General features: G+C 68.7%; 12 protein-coding genes and 1 riboswitch. Of the genes, 5 read left to right on the top strand and 7 right to left on the bottom strand.

Annotated elements, in window-relative coordinates; all coding sequences use genetic code 11:
- Positions 1 to 58 precede the first annotated feature (58 nt).
- The 6 genes from ABZ348_RS19850 to ABZ348_RS19825 all read right to left on the bottom strand — a co-directional run bounded on the left by ABZ348_RS19850 (position 59) and on the right by ABZ348_RS19825 (position 5,803).
- Positions 59 to 907 (bottom strand): serine hydrolase, encoded by an 849-nt coding sequence (locus ABZ348_RS19850; RefSeq protein ID WP_358934748.1) that lies wholly within the window; start codon positions 905 to 907, stop codon positions 59 to 61.
- Complete coding sequence (locus ABZ348_RS19845) at positions 904 to 2,520, bottom strand: D-aminoacylase (RefSeq protein WP_358934746.1); 1,617 nt, start codon at positions 2,518 to 2,520, stop codon at positions 904 to 906. Before ABZ348_RS19845 ends, ABZ348_RS19850 begins: the two co-directional genes overlap by 4 nt.
- Positions 2,520 to 3,293, bottom strand: a complete 774-nt coding sequence (gene ehuA / locus ABZ348_RS19840; RefSeq protein ID WP_358934745.1) for an ectoine/hydroxyectoine ABC transporter ATP-binding protein EhuA — start codon at positions 3,291 to 3,293, stop codon at positions 2,520 to 2,522. Before ehuA ends, ABZ348_RS19845 begins: the two co-directional genes overlap by 1 nt.
- Entirely contained in the window at positions 3,290 to 4,234 is a 945-nt protein-coding gene (locus tag ABZ348_RS19835; protein WP_358934743.1) for an amino acid ABC transporter permease, read from the bottom strand. The genes ehuA and ABZ348_RS19835 overlap by 4 nt, the downstream gene beginning before the upstream one ends.
- A gap of 8 nt (positions 4,235 to 4,242) precedes the next feature.
- Entirely contained in the window at positions 4,243 to 5,124 is an 882-nt protein-coding gene (locus ABZ348_RS19830; protein ID WP_358934741.1) for an ABC transporter substrate-binding protein, read from the bottom strand.
- A 478-nt stretch (positions 5,125 to 5,602) separates the two neighbouring features.
- A complete protein-coding gene (locus ABZ348_RS19825) occupies positions 5,603 to 5,803 on the bottom strand; it encodes a hypothetical protein (protein ID WP_358934927.1) in 201 nt (66 codons plus the stop codon).
- 266 nt (positions 5,804 to 6,069) lie between these two features.
- Between ABZ348_RS19825 and ABZ348_RS19820 the strand changes: the two genes are divergently transcribed.
- A complete protein-coding gene (locus ABZ348_RS19820) occupies positions 6,070 to 6,930 on the top strand; it encodes a helix-turn-helix transcriptional regulator (protein ID WP_358934739.1) in 861 nt (286 codons plus the stop codon).
- Between the two features lie 68 nt (positions 6,931 to 6,998).
- Here ABZ348_RS19820 and metE read toward each other — a convergent pair whose 3' ends face one another.
- On the bottom strand, positions 6,999 to 9,323 hold the full coding sequence (metE, locus tag ABZ348_RS19815) for a 5-methyltetrahydropteroyltriglutamate--homocysteine S-methyltransferase (protein WP_358934737.1): 2,325 nt from the start codon (positions 9,321 to 9,323) through the stop codon (positions 6,999 to 7,001).
- A gap of 169 nt (positions 9,324 to 9,492) precedes the next feature.
- A riboswitch (cobalamin riboswitch) is annotated at positions 9,493 to 9,720 on the bottom strand.
- A gap of 185 nt (positions 9,721 to 9,905) precedes the next feature.
- Between metE and ABZ348_RS19810 the strand changes: the two genes are divergently transcribed.
- The 4 genes from ABZ348_RS19810 (at position 9,906) to ABZ348_RS19795 (ending at position 14,424) form a co-directional block, all read left to right on the top strand.
- A complete protein-coding gene (locus ABZ348_RS19810; protein ID WP_358934735.1) occupies positions 9,906 to 11,345 on the top strand; it encodes a WGR domain-containing protein in 1,440 nt (479 codons plus the stop codon).
- Positions 11,346 to 11,446: 101 nt separating this feature from the next.
- On the top strand, positions 11,447 to 12,055 hold the full coding sequence (locus ABZ348_RS19805) for a hypothetical protein (protein ID WP_358934733.1): 609 nt from the start codon (positions 11,447 to 11,449) through the stop codon (positions 12,053 to 12,055).
- A 673-nt stretch (positions 12,056 to 12,728) separates the two neighbouring features.
- Positions 12,729 to 13,610, top strand: a complete 882-nt coding sequence (locus ABZ348_RS19800; protein ID WP_358934731.1) for an NAD(P)-dependent oxidoreductase — start codon at positions 12,729 to 12,731, stop codon at positions 13,608 to 13,610.
- 343 nt (positions 13,611 to 13,953) lie between these two features.
- Positions 13,954 to 14,424 carry a hypothetical protein gene (locus tag ABZ348_RS19795; protein ID WP_358934729.1) on the top strand — a complete coding sequence of 157 codons (471 nt, stop codon included), beginning with the start codon at positions 13,954 to 13,956 and terminating at the stop codon, positions 14,422 to 14,424.
- Positions 14,425 to 14,471: the final 47 nt, after the last annotated feature.

Raw genomic sequence — 14,471 nt, 5'->3', positions numbered from 1 at the left:
CGTTCCGTACGCCGAGCGGCCCCGCCCCACACCGCTGACCGAGCGGGAGCCGCCCCCGTCAGTTGCCGTGGACGTCTTGTCCGGCACACGCGGCCAGGGTCCGCCCCACATCGCGGATCGCATGCACCGCAGCCCGTTCCGTACTGGACCCGAGTGCCGTGTCCCAGTGCGCCACCACCGCGTACGCCAACCGTCGCGTTCCGATGATGACCCCCGTATCGGCCCTGATCCCCGGGTCGGTGCCGGTCTTGTTGGCCACCAACAACTCCCCGCCCGACGGCGGCCCGGGGAACGGCGCGTACGGATCGTGGGCGATCAGGGCGGGCACCAACCCGTGGTCGGTGTTGGTGCGCATCCATCCCAGCAGCCGGGCCGACGCCTGTGGCGAGACCATCGTGCCCCGCATCGCATGGGCCAGCAGATGAGCCAGATCCCCTGCCGTACCGGTGGCGAAGACGGGTGGCACCTCCGGCCCGCGGACATCGCGCACCATGTCGTGCAGCGCGAGGTGCCCCAGTCCCAACACCTGGGCCAAGCGGGCGGTCGAGTCCAGGCCCACCGTGCGCAGCAGCGCATTGGTGGCAGTGTTGTCACTGACCGACGCGGTCAACCAGGCCAGGTCCTCGACCGTCCAGTCACGTCGGCTGAGCCGGGACAGCAGCCCGGTACCCCCCACGGCATCCGCCTCATGGATCGCCACCGGTTCGTCCGGACGCAACTCACCCGCGTCGATCCTGCGGGACACCTCGGCCAACAGCAGCACCTTCGACGCGGAGGCGACCGGCAGCACGACCTGCTCGTCGAGACCCACCGTCTCGCCCCCGTCCACGTCGACGGCGGCCACAGCAAGGACCAACGGCAGCGCCGCCGAGCGTCGCGCGGTGGCGACCACCCTGGCCAGACTCATCGAACCCTCACCACTTCTCCCGCCCTCACATCGGTCGGACGACCGTCGCGCACCGCCGTCCGCCCCGCCACCACCACCGAGCTCACACCCCGCGGTGCCAGCAACGGCTGCTCGAAGGTCGCCGCGTCCTGCACGGTGTCCGGATCGAACACCACCAGATCGGCGCGGGCGCCGTCCCGGACGACACCGCGCCCGGTGAGCCCGAACCGCCGGGCCGGCAGTCCCGTCATCTTGTGCACGGCACTCTCCAGGGACAGTAGACCCTGGTCACGGCCGTAGTGGCCGAGGACCCTGCTGAAGCTGCCCGCCCAGCGCGGATGAGGCCGACCGGGTTTCGGCACCCCGTCCGAGCCGATCATGGACAGGGGACTGGCCAGGACCCGCCGAACGTCGTCCTCGTGCATGGAGTGGCTGATGATGGTCACCTCGCCGCGCTCGGCGAGCAGCAGTTCACACACGTAATCGACGGGATCGACACCCGCTTCCGCTGCCAACGCTGCGATGCGCCGGCCCTCCGCCCGGGGCCGCGTCGAAGCCGCAGCCACCGCTATCAGGTCCCAACCACCGTTGCCGACGGTGTTCTCCCAGCCCGACACCCCGTGCTCGATGTCCCACCGGATCCGGTCGCGCTGCTCGGGCCGCCGCAACCGCTCCAACATGGCGCCCACACCGCCCTCACTGGTCCAGGGCGGCAGCATGGCGTGCAACACGGTACTGCCCGCGGTGTACGGATACACATCGCACAACACGTCCACGCCTTCAGCACGGGCCCGCTCTAGCCGCGGCAGCGTCCGCAGCGTTGCACCCCAACCATGACGACCGGCCGTCTTGTGGTGCGACACCTGCAAGGAAGCGCCCGATCGCACCGCGATCTCAAGGGCCTCCTCCAGCGCACTCTCCACCTGCGACATCTCATCGCGCAGATGCGTCACGTACGGCTTCCCGTGCCGTGCGGCCACCTTCGCCAGGGCGATGATCTCCTCGGTGCCGGCATAGGTGCCCGGGGGATAGATCAGTCCTGTGGACAGCCCCGCCGCCCCCTGCTCCAACGCCCGGTCCAGCAACGCGCACATGGTGTGGAGCTCGTGCGCCGTGGGCGGGCGCGCATCGAAACCCATCACTCCCGCGCGCAGGGTGCCGTGTCCCACCAGCGAAGCGATGTGCGTACGACGTAGCGCGGGGTCCTGCCCCGCCGCGAACGCATCGAAGTCCACGGCCGGCGGTACGGTCCCCAACCCGAAGGACACCCGCACGTGCTCGGCGAGTTCCGGCAGCAACTCGGGCAACGAGGGGAAGAGGCTGATGCCGCAGTTCCCACTGATCTCGGTGGTCACCCCCTGGAGCAGGGGTGCCAACCGCAGGCGCTCAATCGCCCCCTCGGCGTCATCGGCCCCGTGAGGTGCCGCGAGCGCGTCGGAGTGGGTGTGGACGTCGATGAATCCGGGGGCGACGACCTGCCCGGTCGCATCCACCTCCTCGATCGCGCTCGTCCGCGTTCCCGGGGGCAGTACAGCGATGCGTCCGTCGTGCACGGCGACATCGGCCCGAACGGCGGGGGTACCGGTACCGTCGACGACGGTGCCCCCGCGCAGGACGAGGTCGTAGTCGCCCATCACAGGACCGTCGACAGGAAGGCCCGCGTGCGTTCGTGACGCGGATCGGTGAACACCTCGTCGGGTCGACCCGCCTCGACGACGGCTCCCTCGTCCATGAAGACGACGCGGTCCGCCACCTCACGGGCGAAGCCCATCTCATGGGTGACCACGATCATCGTCATGCCACTGCGGGCCAGATCGCGCATCACCCCCAGGACCTCGCCGACCAACTCGGGGTCCAGGGCGGACGTGGGCTCGTCGAACAGCATCAGCGTAGGCTCCATCGCCAGCGCCCTGGCGATGGCGACCCGCTGCTGTTGACCACCGGAGAGCTGCGCCGGATAGTGATCGGCCCGGTCTGCGAGCCCGACCCGGTCCAGGAGTTCGACGGCCTGTTGCTCGGCCCGGGACCGGGGGAGGCCCTTGACCGTGACCGGCCCCTCCATCACGTTCTGGAGGGCGGTGCGGTGGGGGAAGAGGTGGAACCGTTGGAAGACCATGCCGATCCGCTCGCGCTGCTTGCGGACGTCGCGCGGACGGCGCTCCCGCAGCACTCCACGGTTCGGCCCGTGCTGTTCGTAGCCGACGAGTTCGCCGTCCACCCAGATGCGACCGGCTTCGATCCGCTCCAGATGGTTGAAGCACCGCAACAGGGTCGACTTGCCCGATCCCGAGGGGCCGATGACGCACAGCACCTCACCGGTGCGCACTTCGAGGTCGATGCCCCTGAGGACCTCGATGTCACCGAACTTCTTGCGGACCCCACGGGCCCGCAGGACGATGTCGTTCACGCTGCCCCCTTGGCGGTGCGCCCGGGCTTGAGGTTCGCCAGGACCCGTCGGCGCACCGGTGTGGCGCCGGGGTTGTACCGGCGTTCGATGAAGTGTTGGGCGATGCTGGCGACCGTGGTGAGCACGAGGTACCAGATCGACGCCACCATGAGCAGGGCGATGACCTCGAAGTTGGCCAGGTACAGGTGCTGGGAGACGGTCATCAGATCAGCACCCGCGATGACCGAGACCAGGGACGTCGTCTTCAACATGGAGATGAACTGGTTGCCGAACGGTGGGATGATGACCCGCATCGCCTGCGGCAGGACCACCCGCGTGAGGATCTTGCGGTTCGACATGCCGATGGATTCGCCGGCCTCGCGCTGACCGGGGTCCACGCTCTGGATGCCGGCCCGCACGATCTCCGCCATATAGGCGCCCTCGTTGATGGAGAGACCGAGCAGCGCCGCGACGAAACCGGTGATGACCGCGTTGGTCTGCCATTCCACGAGCTTGGGCCCGTCGAACGGGATGCCGATGCTGATCACCGGGAACAAGAGCGCGAGGTTGAACCAGAAGATGAGCTGGACGAGCAGGGGCGTGCCCCGGAAGAACCAGGTGTAGGCGCTCGCCGTGATGCGGAGCACCGGGCTCTGCGAGAGCTGCATCACCGCGATGAGGACACCGATCACGATGCCCACGACCATGGAGATCAGGGTGAGCTGGATCGTCACCCACAGACCTTCGAGGATCACACCGTCGAACTGGTAGTCGGCGATGACGTCCCAGTGGAGATTGGGATTGATGATCACGGTGTAGGCGAGCCACACGGTGAACAGGGTGGCGGCGGCCACGGCCACCCACCGCCCGGGCCGGGGGCGCCGGGTCACCCGCAGCGAGAGATCGTCGAGATCCCCGTCGGTGACGCCGGTCTTGCTGACGTCGGATGTGTCGGTGTTCACCGCGGAACTCACTGCCCGTCGTTGATGGTGGCCTTGGGCACGGCACTGCCCGCGACGCCGTAGGAGTCGAGGATCTTCTTGTAGCCGCCGTCGTCGATCAGGTCCTGGAGGGCCTTCTGCACGGCGTCACGGAGGCCGCTCTTGTCCTTGGCCACGGCGATGCCCCAGGGCGCGGCCCCGTACTGGGTGGGGATGACCTGGTACGCCTTGTTCTTCTCGGCGAACATCTGGGCGACGGGGTAGTCGACGATGGTGGCGACCGCCCGTCCGCTCTCCAACTGGAGCAGACCGGTGGGTGCGTCCTCGCTCTGCGAGATCCGCATCTTCTCGGTGCACTTCGTGTTCTGCTGCTGGCCGATGTCCAGATTGGAACTGCCCTTGGCGAGGACGACGGTCTTGCCGCACAGGTCCTCCAGGGTCTTGATGCCCTCCGGGTTGCCGCTCTTGGTCATGATCACGCCACCGGTACGGAAGTAGTCGACGAAGTCGACGGCCTGGCGGCGCTGGGCGCTGTCGGTCATGGACGACATCACCAGGTCGAACCGGCCGGACTTCAGCCCGGGTATGAGCCCGTCGAACGAGGCGTTGGTGAGTTGAAGCTTCAGGCCGAGCTTGTCGGCGACGGCCTTGGCGAGGTCCGGGTCGACCCCGGTGAGTTCGGTGGTGCCGGGCTTGTACATCTCCATGGGCGGGTAGCCGACGGCGGTCGCTACCCGCAGGGTGCCGCTCTTCTTGAAGTCCGCGGGCAACAGCTCTGCCGCCGACTTGCCCGCTGCGGCCGACTTGTCGCCGGACGGGGTGCTGCCCCCGTCGGAGCGCCCGCATGCAGTGGTCGCGAGCGCGACCACCATCAGTGCGGACACACAGCTCAGACGTCTGAGATTTCTCATCGGGTTCTCCCTCACGGCGGTGACGTGCGCCGATGCTGGCAGCCGGATACCAGTGAATGGAAGATGATGAAGCTATTCCTGTCTGAGCATCGAAAAAGGTATCGCTCAAGGCCATGGGGAAGCCTGCCCCCGAGGCGAACGCTCAAGGCGAGGGGGATGTTCAAGACAACGGGCGCCCACCGAGCCGGCAGAACAGGAAATGCACCTCTTCGCAACGCCGTGGGACGGCAATCGCGGGACGGTGGGCCCGGTAGGCAGTCGCGTAGGGAGGCGGAATGTGCCTTAGCGGACCGGAACAGATCAATCCGTCGGCCGCGAGCTACCACGGAACCGCCCCGCGGGAAGAGCGAAGCCCTTCCCGCGAACGGCCGGAGCTCAGCGCCGGTACGGCATCACCCGTGATCGGATCGTCCGGTCACGGTGTCGTACGCCGGGGGAACCGGACAGAACGCCCGGTTCGACCCACATGCCGTCGTCGTCACTGCCGGGGCGGCTGCGGCCACATCTGCTGCGGCAACTGGCCGGACAGCGGTGTCGCCATGCGCATCACCTGCTCCAGCTCCCGCAACACTCGCTCGGCCTCCCGGCGGACCTGGGTAGGCACATCACCGAGCTCCCCTATGAGCCGGTCGTAGATCGGCGCCTCCTGCCACACGGCCAACCAGTCCTCTCCGCACACGAGTCCAGCTCCCGTGGCCGGGAGCGGTTGCCGAGTCTACGGTGTGGGCGCCCACTTCGGTCGCGGGTCCAGCAGACGGACGCCACTCTTCCCACCGCCGGTGCTCGGATCACGGACACGGCCAGTACGGGCAGCCCTGCACCCGCGGGTGTTCGCATCAGCAAATTCCACTCCGTGGGTAGGGAAGCGGGCCGGACCGCGGTCGCCCCGCCCGACCCATGGCACACTGCTCCCCAAAGGGCCGATGAACAGGGGAGGTTGTGGGAGTGAGCGAGCCGAGGTCCGCTCCCACTGTCCTGCAGATGGTGCTCGGCAGACGGCTCCAGAAGCTCCGCAGGGCCGCCGGGATGACCGCACAGCAGGCCGGTCGGCATCTACGCCAGGCGCACACGACCGTCACCCGCATCGAGCGGGCGGAGGTCGCACTGAAGTACGTGACCGTCGCCGCGATGCTCGACCTCTACGGTGTGACCGAGAAGGAGAAGCGGGAGTTCCTCGATCTCAGCGAGAAGGCCAACGTCTCCGGCTGGTGGCAGAAGTACCGCGATGTGCTTCCCGACGTCTTCAGCCTCTACGTGAGTCTGGAAGCGTCCGCCGCCCAGATCAGAACCTACGAACCGCACTTCGTACCCGGGCTCGTCCAGACCGAGGACTACGCCCGTGCGGTTCTTCGTCTGGGTTTTCCCCGGGTGAACCAACGGGAGCTGGACCGACGCATCGCGCTGCGCCAGGAGCGCCAGTTGGTGCTCGGGCGCGCGGACGCGCCCAAACTCTGGGTGGTGATGGACGAAACGGTCCTTCGGCGGCCCGTCGGCGACACCGCCGTCATGAGGGGACAGATCGACCGGCTCCTGGAAACCTGCGACATCCCCCATGTGGCGCTGCAACTCGCCGAATTCCGCACCGGTGCCCATCCCGGCGCCTACGGCCCGTTCGCGCTCTTCCGCTTCGACGGTTTCGACTTTCCCGACGTCATCTACTGCGAGAGCCTGACCCGCTCCTCCTACATCGAGGAGATGATCGAGGTCTCGGTCTACCGGGAGGTCCTGGACCAGATGGTCATCCGGGCCACTCCACCCAGGCGCACCAAGGACGTCCTGTACGGCATCCGCAAGGACTGGTCGTAGCCGCTCCCGTCCCCCGCCCGGAGGCCCTGCCGGGCCGGGTGTACCCCCCGGCCGGCAGGACCTCGTGATCAGGACGGGTCGGTTGACACCTCGGCCCGCACCCTACGGGCCGCCTCGACCAGGTTCTCCAACGAGACGCGCGTCTCGGGCCAGCCGCGCGTCTTGAGGCCGCAGTCGGGGTTCACCCACAACCGCTCGGGGGCGAGGGCCGCCAACCCCTTGCGGAGGAGTGCGGCTGCTTCATCGACCGACGGGACCCGCGGGGAATGGATGTCGTACACACCGGGACCCGCTTCGCGCGGATAGCCGTGAGCGGCCAGCTCGGTGGCCACCTGCATATGGGAACGTGCGGCCTCCAGACTGATCACATCGGCGTCCAGGGCGTCGATGGCCTCGACGATGTCACCGAACTCCGCGTAGCACATGTGGGTGTGGATCTGGGTCCGGGAACGCACTCCGCTCGTGGTGAGACGGAAGGCCTCCGTGGCCCAGTCGAGGTAGTCGGGGCGCCGGGCGCTCCGCAACGGCAGTGTCTCGCGCAACGCCGGCTCGTCCACCTGGATCACCGAGGTACCGGCCGCCTCCAGGTCCTGCACCTCGTCCCGCAGGGCCAGCGCCACCTGACGGGCCGTCTCCTGAAGCGGCTGGTCATCCCGCACGAACGACCAGGCCAACATGGTGACCGGCCCGGTGAGCATCCCCTTCACCGGACGCTCGGTCAGCGACTGGGCGTAGGCCGTCCACCGCACCGTCATGGGCTCGTCCCGCGAGACGTCCCCGGCGAGGATCGGCGGACGCACATACCGGGTGCCGTACGACTGCACCCAACCGTGTTGCGTTGCGACGTAGCCCGTCAGGTGCTCGGCGAAGAACTGCACCATGTCGTTGCGCTCGGGCTCCCCGTGGACGAGGACGTCGATCCCCGCCCGTTCCTGGAAGCCGATCACCTCGTGGATCTCCCGACGGATGCGCTCCTCGTACCCGTCGACGTCGATGCGCCCCGCGCGCAGGTCGGCCCGGGCGGTGCGCAACTCGTTCGTCTGGGGAAACGAGCCGATGGTGGTGGTGGGGAGCAGCGGCAGGCCCAACAGTTCGCGTTGTGCCACGGTGCGTTCTGCGTACGGTCGGGTCCGCCGGCTGTCGGTGTCGGTGACCGCCGCGGTGCGGGCGCGCACGGTCGGATTCCGGGCGACTGTAGATGCAGCCCGGGCCCGGAGGGCCTCTCGATTGGCCGAGAGCTCCACGGCGATGGCTTCCGTGCCCTCGGTGAGCCCCCAGGCCAAGGTGGCCAACTCGTTCGTCTTCTGCCGGGCGAACGCGAGCCAGGGGGCGATCCGCGGGTCGATCTCCTGCTCCGCGGCTGCATCGAGAGGGACGTGCAGCAACGAGCAGGAGGCCGCGACGTCGACGTGATCGGCAAGCCCCAGGAGCGTGCCCAGGGTCGCCAGCGACTTCTCCAGATCGTTGATCCAGACGTTGCGACCGTTGACGACTCCGGCGACCAGCCGCTTGCCGGACAACCCCCCGACGGCGGCGATGTCACGGAGGTTCTCGGCGGCGGACTCGGTGAAGTCGATCGCGAGACCCTCCACCGGCGACTTGGCCAGCACCGGCAGCGCCTCGCCGAGCCGGTCGAAGTAGGACGCGACGAGGAGTTTCGGTCGATCGGTGAGGGTGCCGAGCACCTGGTAGGCACGTGCGGCGGCGCTCAACTCGTCCCCGGTCCGGTCCTGCACCAGGGCCGGCTCGTCGAGCTGTACCCATGCGGCGCCCGCGGCCCGCAGATCGGCGAGCACATCCGCGTAGACCGGCAGCAGTTGTTCCAGCAGGGTCAGTGGGTCGAAGTCCTGCGCCACGCCCGGAGCGGCCTTGGCGAGCAACAGATAGGTGACCGGGCCGACCAGCACGGGCCGCGGCCGGTGCCCGAGGGTCAGTGCCTCCTGGACCTGGGTGACCTGGTGGGAGGAGTCGGCGGTGAAGACGGTGTCCGGAGCGAGTTCCGGCACCAGGTAGTGGTAGTTGGTGTCGAACCACTTGGTCATCTCCAGCGGCGCCACGTCCTGGGTGCCGCGGGCCATGGCGAAGTACCCGTCCAGCCGATGGGCGGCCACGGCCGTGCGGTGGCGTTCGGGCACGGCGCCGACCATGACGCTGGTGTCCAAAACGTGGTCGTAGTACGAGAAGTCCCCGGTGGGCACCTCATGGATGCCGGCGTCGACCAACTGCTGCCAGTGGGTGCGCCGCAGGTCCGCCGCCGTCCGGTGGAGGGCGTCAGCACTGACGCGACCCTTCCAGTAACCCTCGACGGCCTTCTTCAACTCCCGGCCCTGCCCCTGTCGGGGATAGCCGTACACGGTGGCCCGTGTTGCCGCGACTGCGGACTTCGATGTCACAGAACTCTCCTTCGCGAGCATGTCGTGCGACATGTCCCGATGATCGGAGAGGAAGCGTGCAGGGCTGGCCGACCGGTCCGATCACTGCGGGACGGGCCCGCGGGTGATCCGATCGATCCGCACGCCGACCCGCCCTCGAAGGTCACCGGAACTGCCGTCCGCGCACGATGGGCGTGCGCGGGCAACGGGCAGGTCTTCGGACTCGCGGGCGCGTACGCCACCCTGTCAAAGGGGCACACACCTACTGGCCGTCGCTTCCCAGGCCCGGATGGACCCAGTGCTCATGACGGCGGTCGTTCCCACTCACCGCTGCGGGGCAGTCCCGGATTCCCACCGGGTTCCCTCTTGCGACGCACCCATCTGGCGGACAGGGCGAACCAGTTGCCCCCTCAGACTAGAGGCACCGCACGTGTGCGGATACCGCTGTTCACATTCCGGAATGTGCGAGGGCTCGCCCCACCGCGCGTCCGTCGCCCGGCTCGGGCCGGCCGAGTGCGTCGTTGTCAGTGGTGCCCCTTACTGTCGTCAGCAGTGGGAACCGGCGGACCAGATCGCCGGTTCCACCCAGGGGAGGAGTCTGCTGTGTCTCGTACCACGACGTATCTGGAGCTGTCCCAGGACGGCGAAGGGGCGCACAAGTTCTACGAGGTGACCGTGGACGACACGGTCGTCTCCGTGCGCTACGGACGCATCGGTGCGCAGGGGCAGTCCCAGGTCTCCACGTTCCCCACGGTGGACAAGGCCCGGGCGGCGGCGGCCAAGAAGGTGGGCGAGAAGGTCCGCAAGGGGTATGCGCCCGCCGTCCAGGGCGAGCGGGCGGCCCGCGCTGTGACCCGCCGCCAGGTCACCTCGGCCCCCTCCACCGCCCGTTCGGTCGCCCCGGTGCTCTGGCGCTTCCGCACGGGGTCAGCTGCCTTCGGCATCCACATCGACGAAGAGCGCTGCTGGGTGGGCAACCAGTCGGGCGAGGTGTACACGGTCAGTCACAGCGGCGAGGTGCTCGCCAAGTACTCCCTTCCGGACGGTGTCAAGTGCCTGGTCGCCGACGACTTCTGGATCTATGCAGGCTGTGACAACGGCACGGTGTACGACCTGTCGTCCAAGGTTCCGTTCGGCGCCTACGACATCGCCGCCGACGTCGACATCTTCTGGCTGGACATCCGTGAGGGCGTGCTCAACGTCTCCGACGCGCGGGGCGGATTGAACGTGATCGACCACGAGGACGAGTACCAGTGGTCGCGCACGTCCTCCGGCCCCTACGGCTGGATGGTCCGTGCCGACGACCAGGGCGTCTACCACGGCCACGGCAAGGGCGTGACGGCCTACGCACCCCACGGCAACGGCGAACTGTGGCACACCCCGACAACCGGATCCGTCCTGTTCGGCTGGCAGGAACAGGACTCGGTGTACGCCGGCACCAGCCGCAACGTGGTCCAGCGGCTCTCCAAGAAGAACGGCGCGATCGAGGCGACCTATCGCTGCGATGCCTCCGTGTACTCCTGCGCCACGGCACCCGGTGGCACCTACGTCTTCGCCGGCGACTCCTCCTCGTCGGTGTACTGCTTCGACGCCGAGGGCAACCGGCTGTGGAAGCTGGGCACGGGAGGCGGTTCGGCGCTTTCCATGCAGTACCTCGACGGGCGCCTCTACATGGTCACCACCGATGGTTCCCTCGTCTGTGTCGACGCCACCGACGCGGCGATCGCAGCAGCACAACAGGGCACGGTTCCCGTCGCCCGGGACGTCAAGTCCGCCGAGGCCCTGCCCACCTACACCCCGGCGGCCTCGCCCACCGCGGTCGCCACGGTGACGGTGGCACCGGCCGGCGGCGTTGTGGTGCAGTGCATTCAGGAGTCGGGCCGCATGCGTGTGCACGTGGTCTCCGAAGGCTTCGACCCCTCGTGGAACGTGCAATTCCCCCGCGGCATCAGGGAAGCGGGTGCGCGCTACGTGGTGGACGCCCTGCATCCCGCATCCGGCGGCTTCTACCGGGTGCGCGGTGAGATACGCCGGTTGATCTGAGCCACGATGGGCGGCGGGCGGCTCCGCCCCTGCGTGCGCGCACCGACGGCGGGCTTCCAAGGACTGCGGTCACGGCAAGCGATTGACTGATAAACAGAGTCATGGAATCGACCTCGGTGACCGCTGCCGACGCCAGCCGTGTCTGGCCCGCCCTCCTCGACGCCCACAGGGCCTATCAGGCCGCGGTCTCGCCCGCCTACGACGAGGTCCTGTGGGAGGTGGCGCAGCGCGCCGAGGACACCGGAAGCCTGGGAAAGGTCGACATCGGAGCACTCGTCGCATGGAAGCGGCTGTCCGCCCGAACCCCGTGGATGGCCGAACTGATGGGACTGCCGGACGCCCAGATACGCTCGATCACCAAGAGGGGCATGGAGGCCGTCCGCGACTCGTCCCTCTCGCGCGCCGAAGCCGCACGCAAAGGGCGAAGCGTCGTCTGGGAACTGCCGGGATGCAGAACCGGTGACGCCTTGGCCTCCACGCTGCTCACCGCCGCTGCACCCCATCGCATGGCCGTCTACGACCGGCGCGTTCACGATGCGTTGGCCGCACTGGGGCTGGATCTGACCAACGGTTCCGGGCGTTACGGCCGCTATATGTACCTCCTGGACGGACTCCTCGCCCAACGCGACCGGCTGGCGGTGGACTGGACCGCACGCGACATCGACATCGCCCTCTACTGGCTCGGCGCACCAGGGCCCGAACCGTCCTAGACAGGGGTGGCGTTCCCCGGGGCCCTCCCGCCGCTGGGTTCCACCGCCCTGCGGGCGGCGGTCGACGACTTGGAGCCCCCGCCGTCGACCGCGGCCCAGCTATGAGTCGGCGGCACGGCTGGCGGCTGGTGTGGCACCTCGGGCGTCACCGACATCAGATCTCCACGCGTGACCAGCAGCGCGGCTTCGTACTCGCGTACCTTCCGACGTCCGTCCGCAACCGGCGGGGACCGGGCCGAGGACCCCTAAGCCCCTGGCTGGTGTACTGGGGGCGCGCAGGGGGTGTCCCCGGAAGCGTTGGCGGCATCCAGAGCTGACGCCTACGGATCAGCTTCGGGCCGCCGACGGTGAGGAGTCACGCCCGAAAGCACCCCCACCACCCGCACACCCCAAAATCCGAGCACCCCCAGCCCGTCCGGCGTTTGAGGACGGAACCCCGCCACCCCCCAAGGCCGAACCCACAGACCGGCCCCACCCGGAACAAGCCAGACCCCAGCCCCCGGGCACTGGCACGGCCCCGCCAAGCTCAGCCCGTCCTCGCACTGAAGGACAGCCCCCCGCCCCCGGGGCGAAGCCCAATGAACGGCTCTGCCCAAGACGGCACACGAGTCCCCCCGCTAACCTGAGCACCACCCACCAGCCCCCCAACCCACCCGAGGACCAACCCAACCCCATGCGTATCTTCCTCGCCGGCGCCACCGGAGCAGTGGGCCGCCTTCTCCTCCCGATGCTCTTGGACGCCGGCCACGAGGTCACCGGCACTTCACGGACACCCGCCGGTGTCGCGCGGATCCAGCAGCAGGGCGCAGCTGCCGTTGCCGTCGATGCGTTGGATGCCGAAGGGCTTCGTCATGCTCTCGTGGCAGCCGAACCCGACCTCGTCATGCATCAGTTGACGGATCTCTCGGGGGCTGACGGGGCTGCCAACGGTCGACTGCGCCACCTCGGCACCCGTCATCTCGTGGATGCGGCTCACGCCGCGGGCGTGCAGCGCATCGTGGCCCAGTCCATCTCTTGGGCCTACGCCCCCGGGGAGGGCCCCGCCGATGAGTCCGTACCCCTCGATCACCGTGCCGATCAGCCCCGCGGGCAGATGGTGGCTGCCGTGAACGCCTTGGAGGAGACGGCGGCCGAGCTCAGCACGGCCGTGGTGCTCCGATACGGAATCCTCTACGGCCCCGGCACCTGGTACGCGCCTGACGGCCCCGTTGCCGCCGCCCTTTCCGGCGATCCCACTGCCCGGTTTCTGGGGAGCGTCGAAGCCGATCGTTCGGTCAGTTCGTTCCTCCACGTGGCCGACGCGGCGCGCGCGGCCGTCGCCGCCCTCGACTGGCCGGGAGGGCCGGTCAACATCGTGGACGACGAGCCGGCCGAGGCCCGCGAGTGGCTCCCTCTGCTGGCGGCTTCCTTCGGGGTGCCCGCACCCGAGCCGGTGTCCGGTCGGCAGGCATGGGCCCGAGGTGCCACGCAGCAATTGGCACGCTCCCGCGGCTGGCGCCCCGAGCACAGTACGTGGCGCACCGGATTCACTGGCCCCGGATTCACTGACCTCTGAGCGCTGCCACGCGCGGGGCAGGGGCGCGCAGTCTCCCCTGCCGCCCACCCGGTCAAGTGAAGGGCGCCTGTCCCACCGAGGTGCCGGGAAACGGACGGCAATTGCCCTTCTCGTGTGCGAAGTGAGGCGGTCGGACCATACGATCAACTCTTGTGTGTCAGCGATCACTTATGAAACCTGCCCTGGTGGCGGACCTCGGCCCTCCTCCCGGTCCCGGCACCGAGGCGACAGGGCCGTTCCCACCAGAGGGGATCCCGTCCAACCGACCGCACCAGGCCATCACTTCGGTGGGACGTGTCCGGAAAACGGCGGTGACGGTGCTCGGAGAGAGGCAGGATGAAGCATGACCAAGCGCAACCACGGTCGCGCCCATCCCCTCTCGGCGGTTCCGTCCGCCGAGTCCGCACCCGAGACGCCGAGCAGCCCCGTTCCCGAGGGGTTCGACTACTACGAGGGTGCCACCGAGGTCGCGAGGGTGTTGGAGGAGGCAGGGCTGACGCCGCCGCGCTCCGTCCGGAAGGGCCAGTGGCGGGGCGGGTTCTGTGCCGTCGAAGCCATCCATCCCGAAACGTGGCCGGCCGGGGTCGAGCTCTGTGTGGAGGTCACCTACTACCCGCCTGCCGAATTCCGCAGGTCACTGATGAGCAAGCCGGACCCTCCCGGCGCTGCGGAGCATCGTCGGGAGCAGTTGGATCTGATAGCGCGGACCCTGCGGGAACTCGGCTTTGCCGTCGATCGCATCCAGCGCGAGGGCTGGCCGGGACGGCAGCAACTCCTGCGTGTCCACCGGGCCAGGTCGTCCGCGCACGAGTAGCGGCGACCTGCGGGCATCGTCGGGTCCTGCCGAGGCACACACCCGAA

The sequence above is a fragment of the Streptomyces sp. NPDC005963 genome, from assembly GCF_040638655.1.
Lineage (GTDB): Bacteria > Actinomycetota > Actinomycetes > Streptomycetales > Streptomycetaceae > Streptomyces.
This window is presented reverse-complemented; position numbering and strand designations above follow the sequence as displayed.

Excerpts from the sequence above, each read along its gene's own strand:
- ABZ348_RS19850 (WP_358934748.1), bottom strand. The coding sequence starts at position 907 with ATGAGTCTGGCCAGGGTGGTCGCCACCGCGCGACGCTCGGCGGCGCTG.
- ABZ348_RS19845 (WP_358934746.1), bottom strand. The coding sequence starts at position 2,520 with ATGGGCGACTACGACCTCGTCCTGCGCGGGGGCACCGTCGTCGACGGT.
- ABZ348_RS19830 (WP_358934741.1), bottom strand. The coding sequence starts at position 5,124 with ATGAGAAATCTCAGACGTCTGAGCTGTGTGTCCGCACTGATGGTGGTC.
- ABZ348_RS19805 (WP_358934733.1), top strand. The coding sequence starts at position 11,447 with ATGGAATCGACCTCGGTGACCGCTGCCGACGCCAGCCGTGTCTGGCCC.
- ABZ348_RS19800 (WP_358934731.1), top strand. The coding sequence starts at position 12,729 with ATGCGTATCTTCCTCGCCGGCGCCACCGGAGCAGTGGGCCGCCTTCTC.
- ABZ348_RS19795 (WP_358934729.1), top strand. The coding sequence starts at position 13,954 with ATGACCAAGCGCAACCACGGTCGCGCCCATCCCCTCTCGGCGGTTCCG.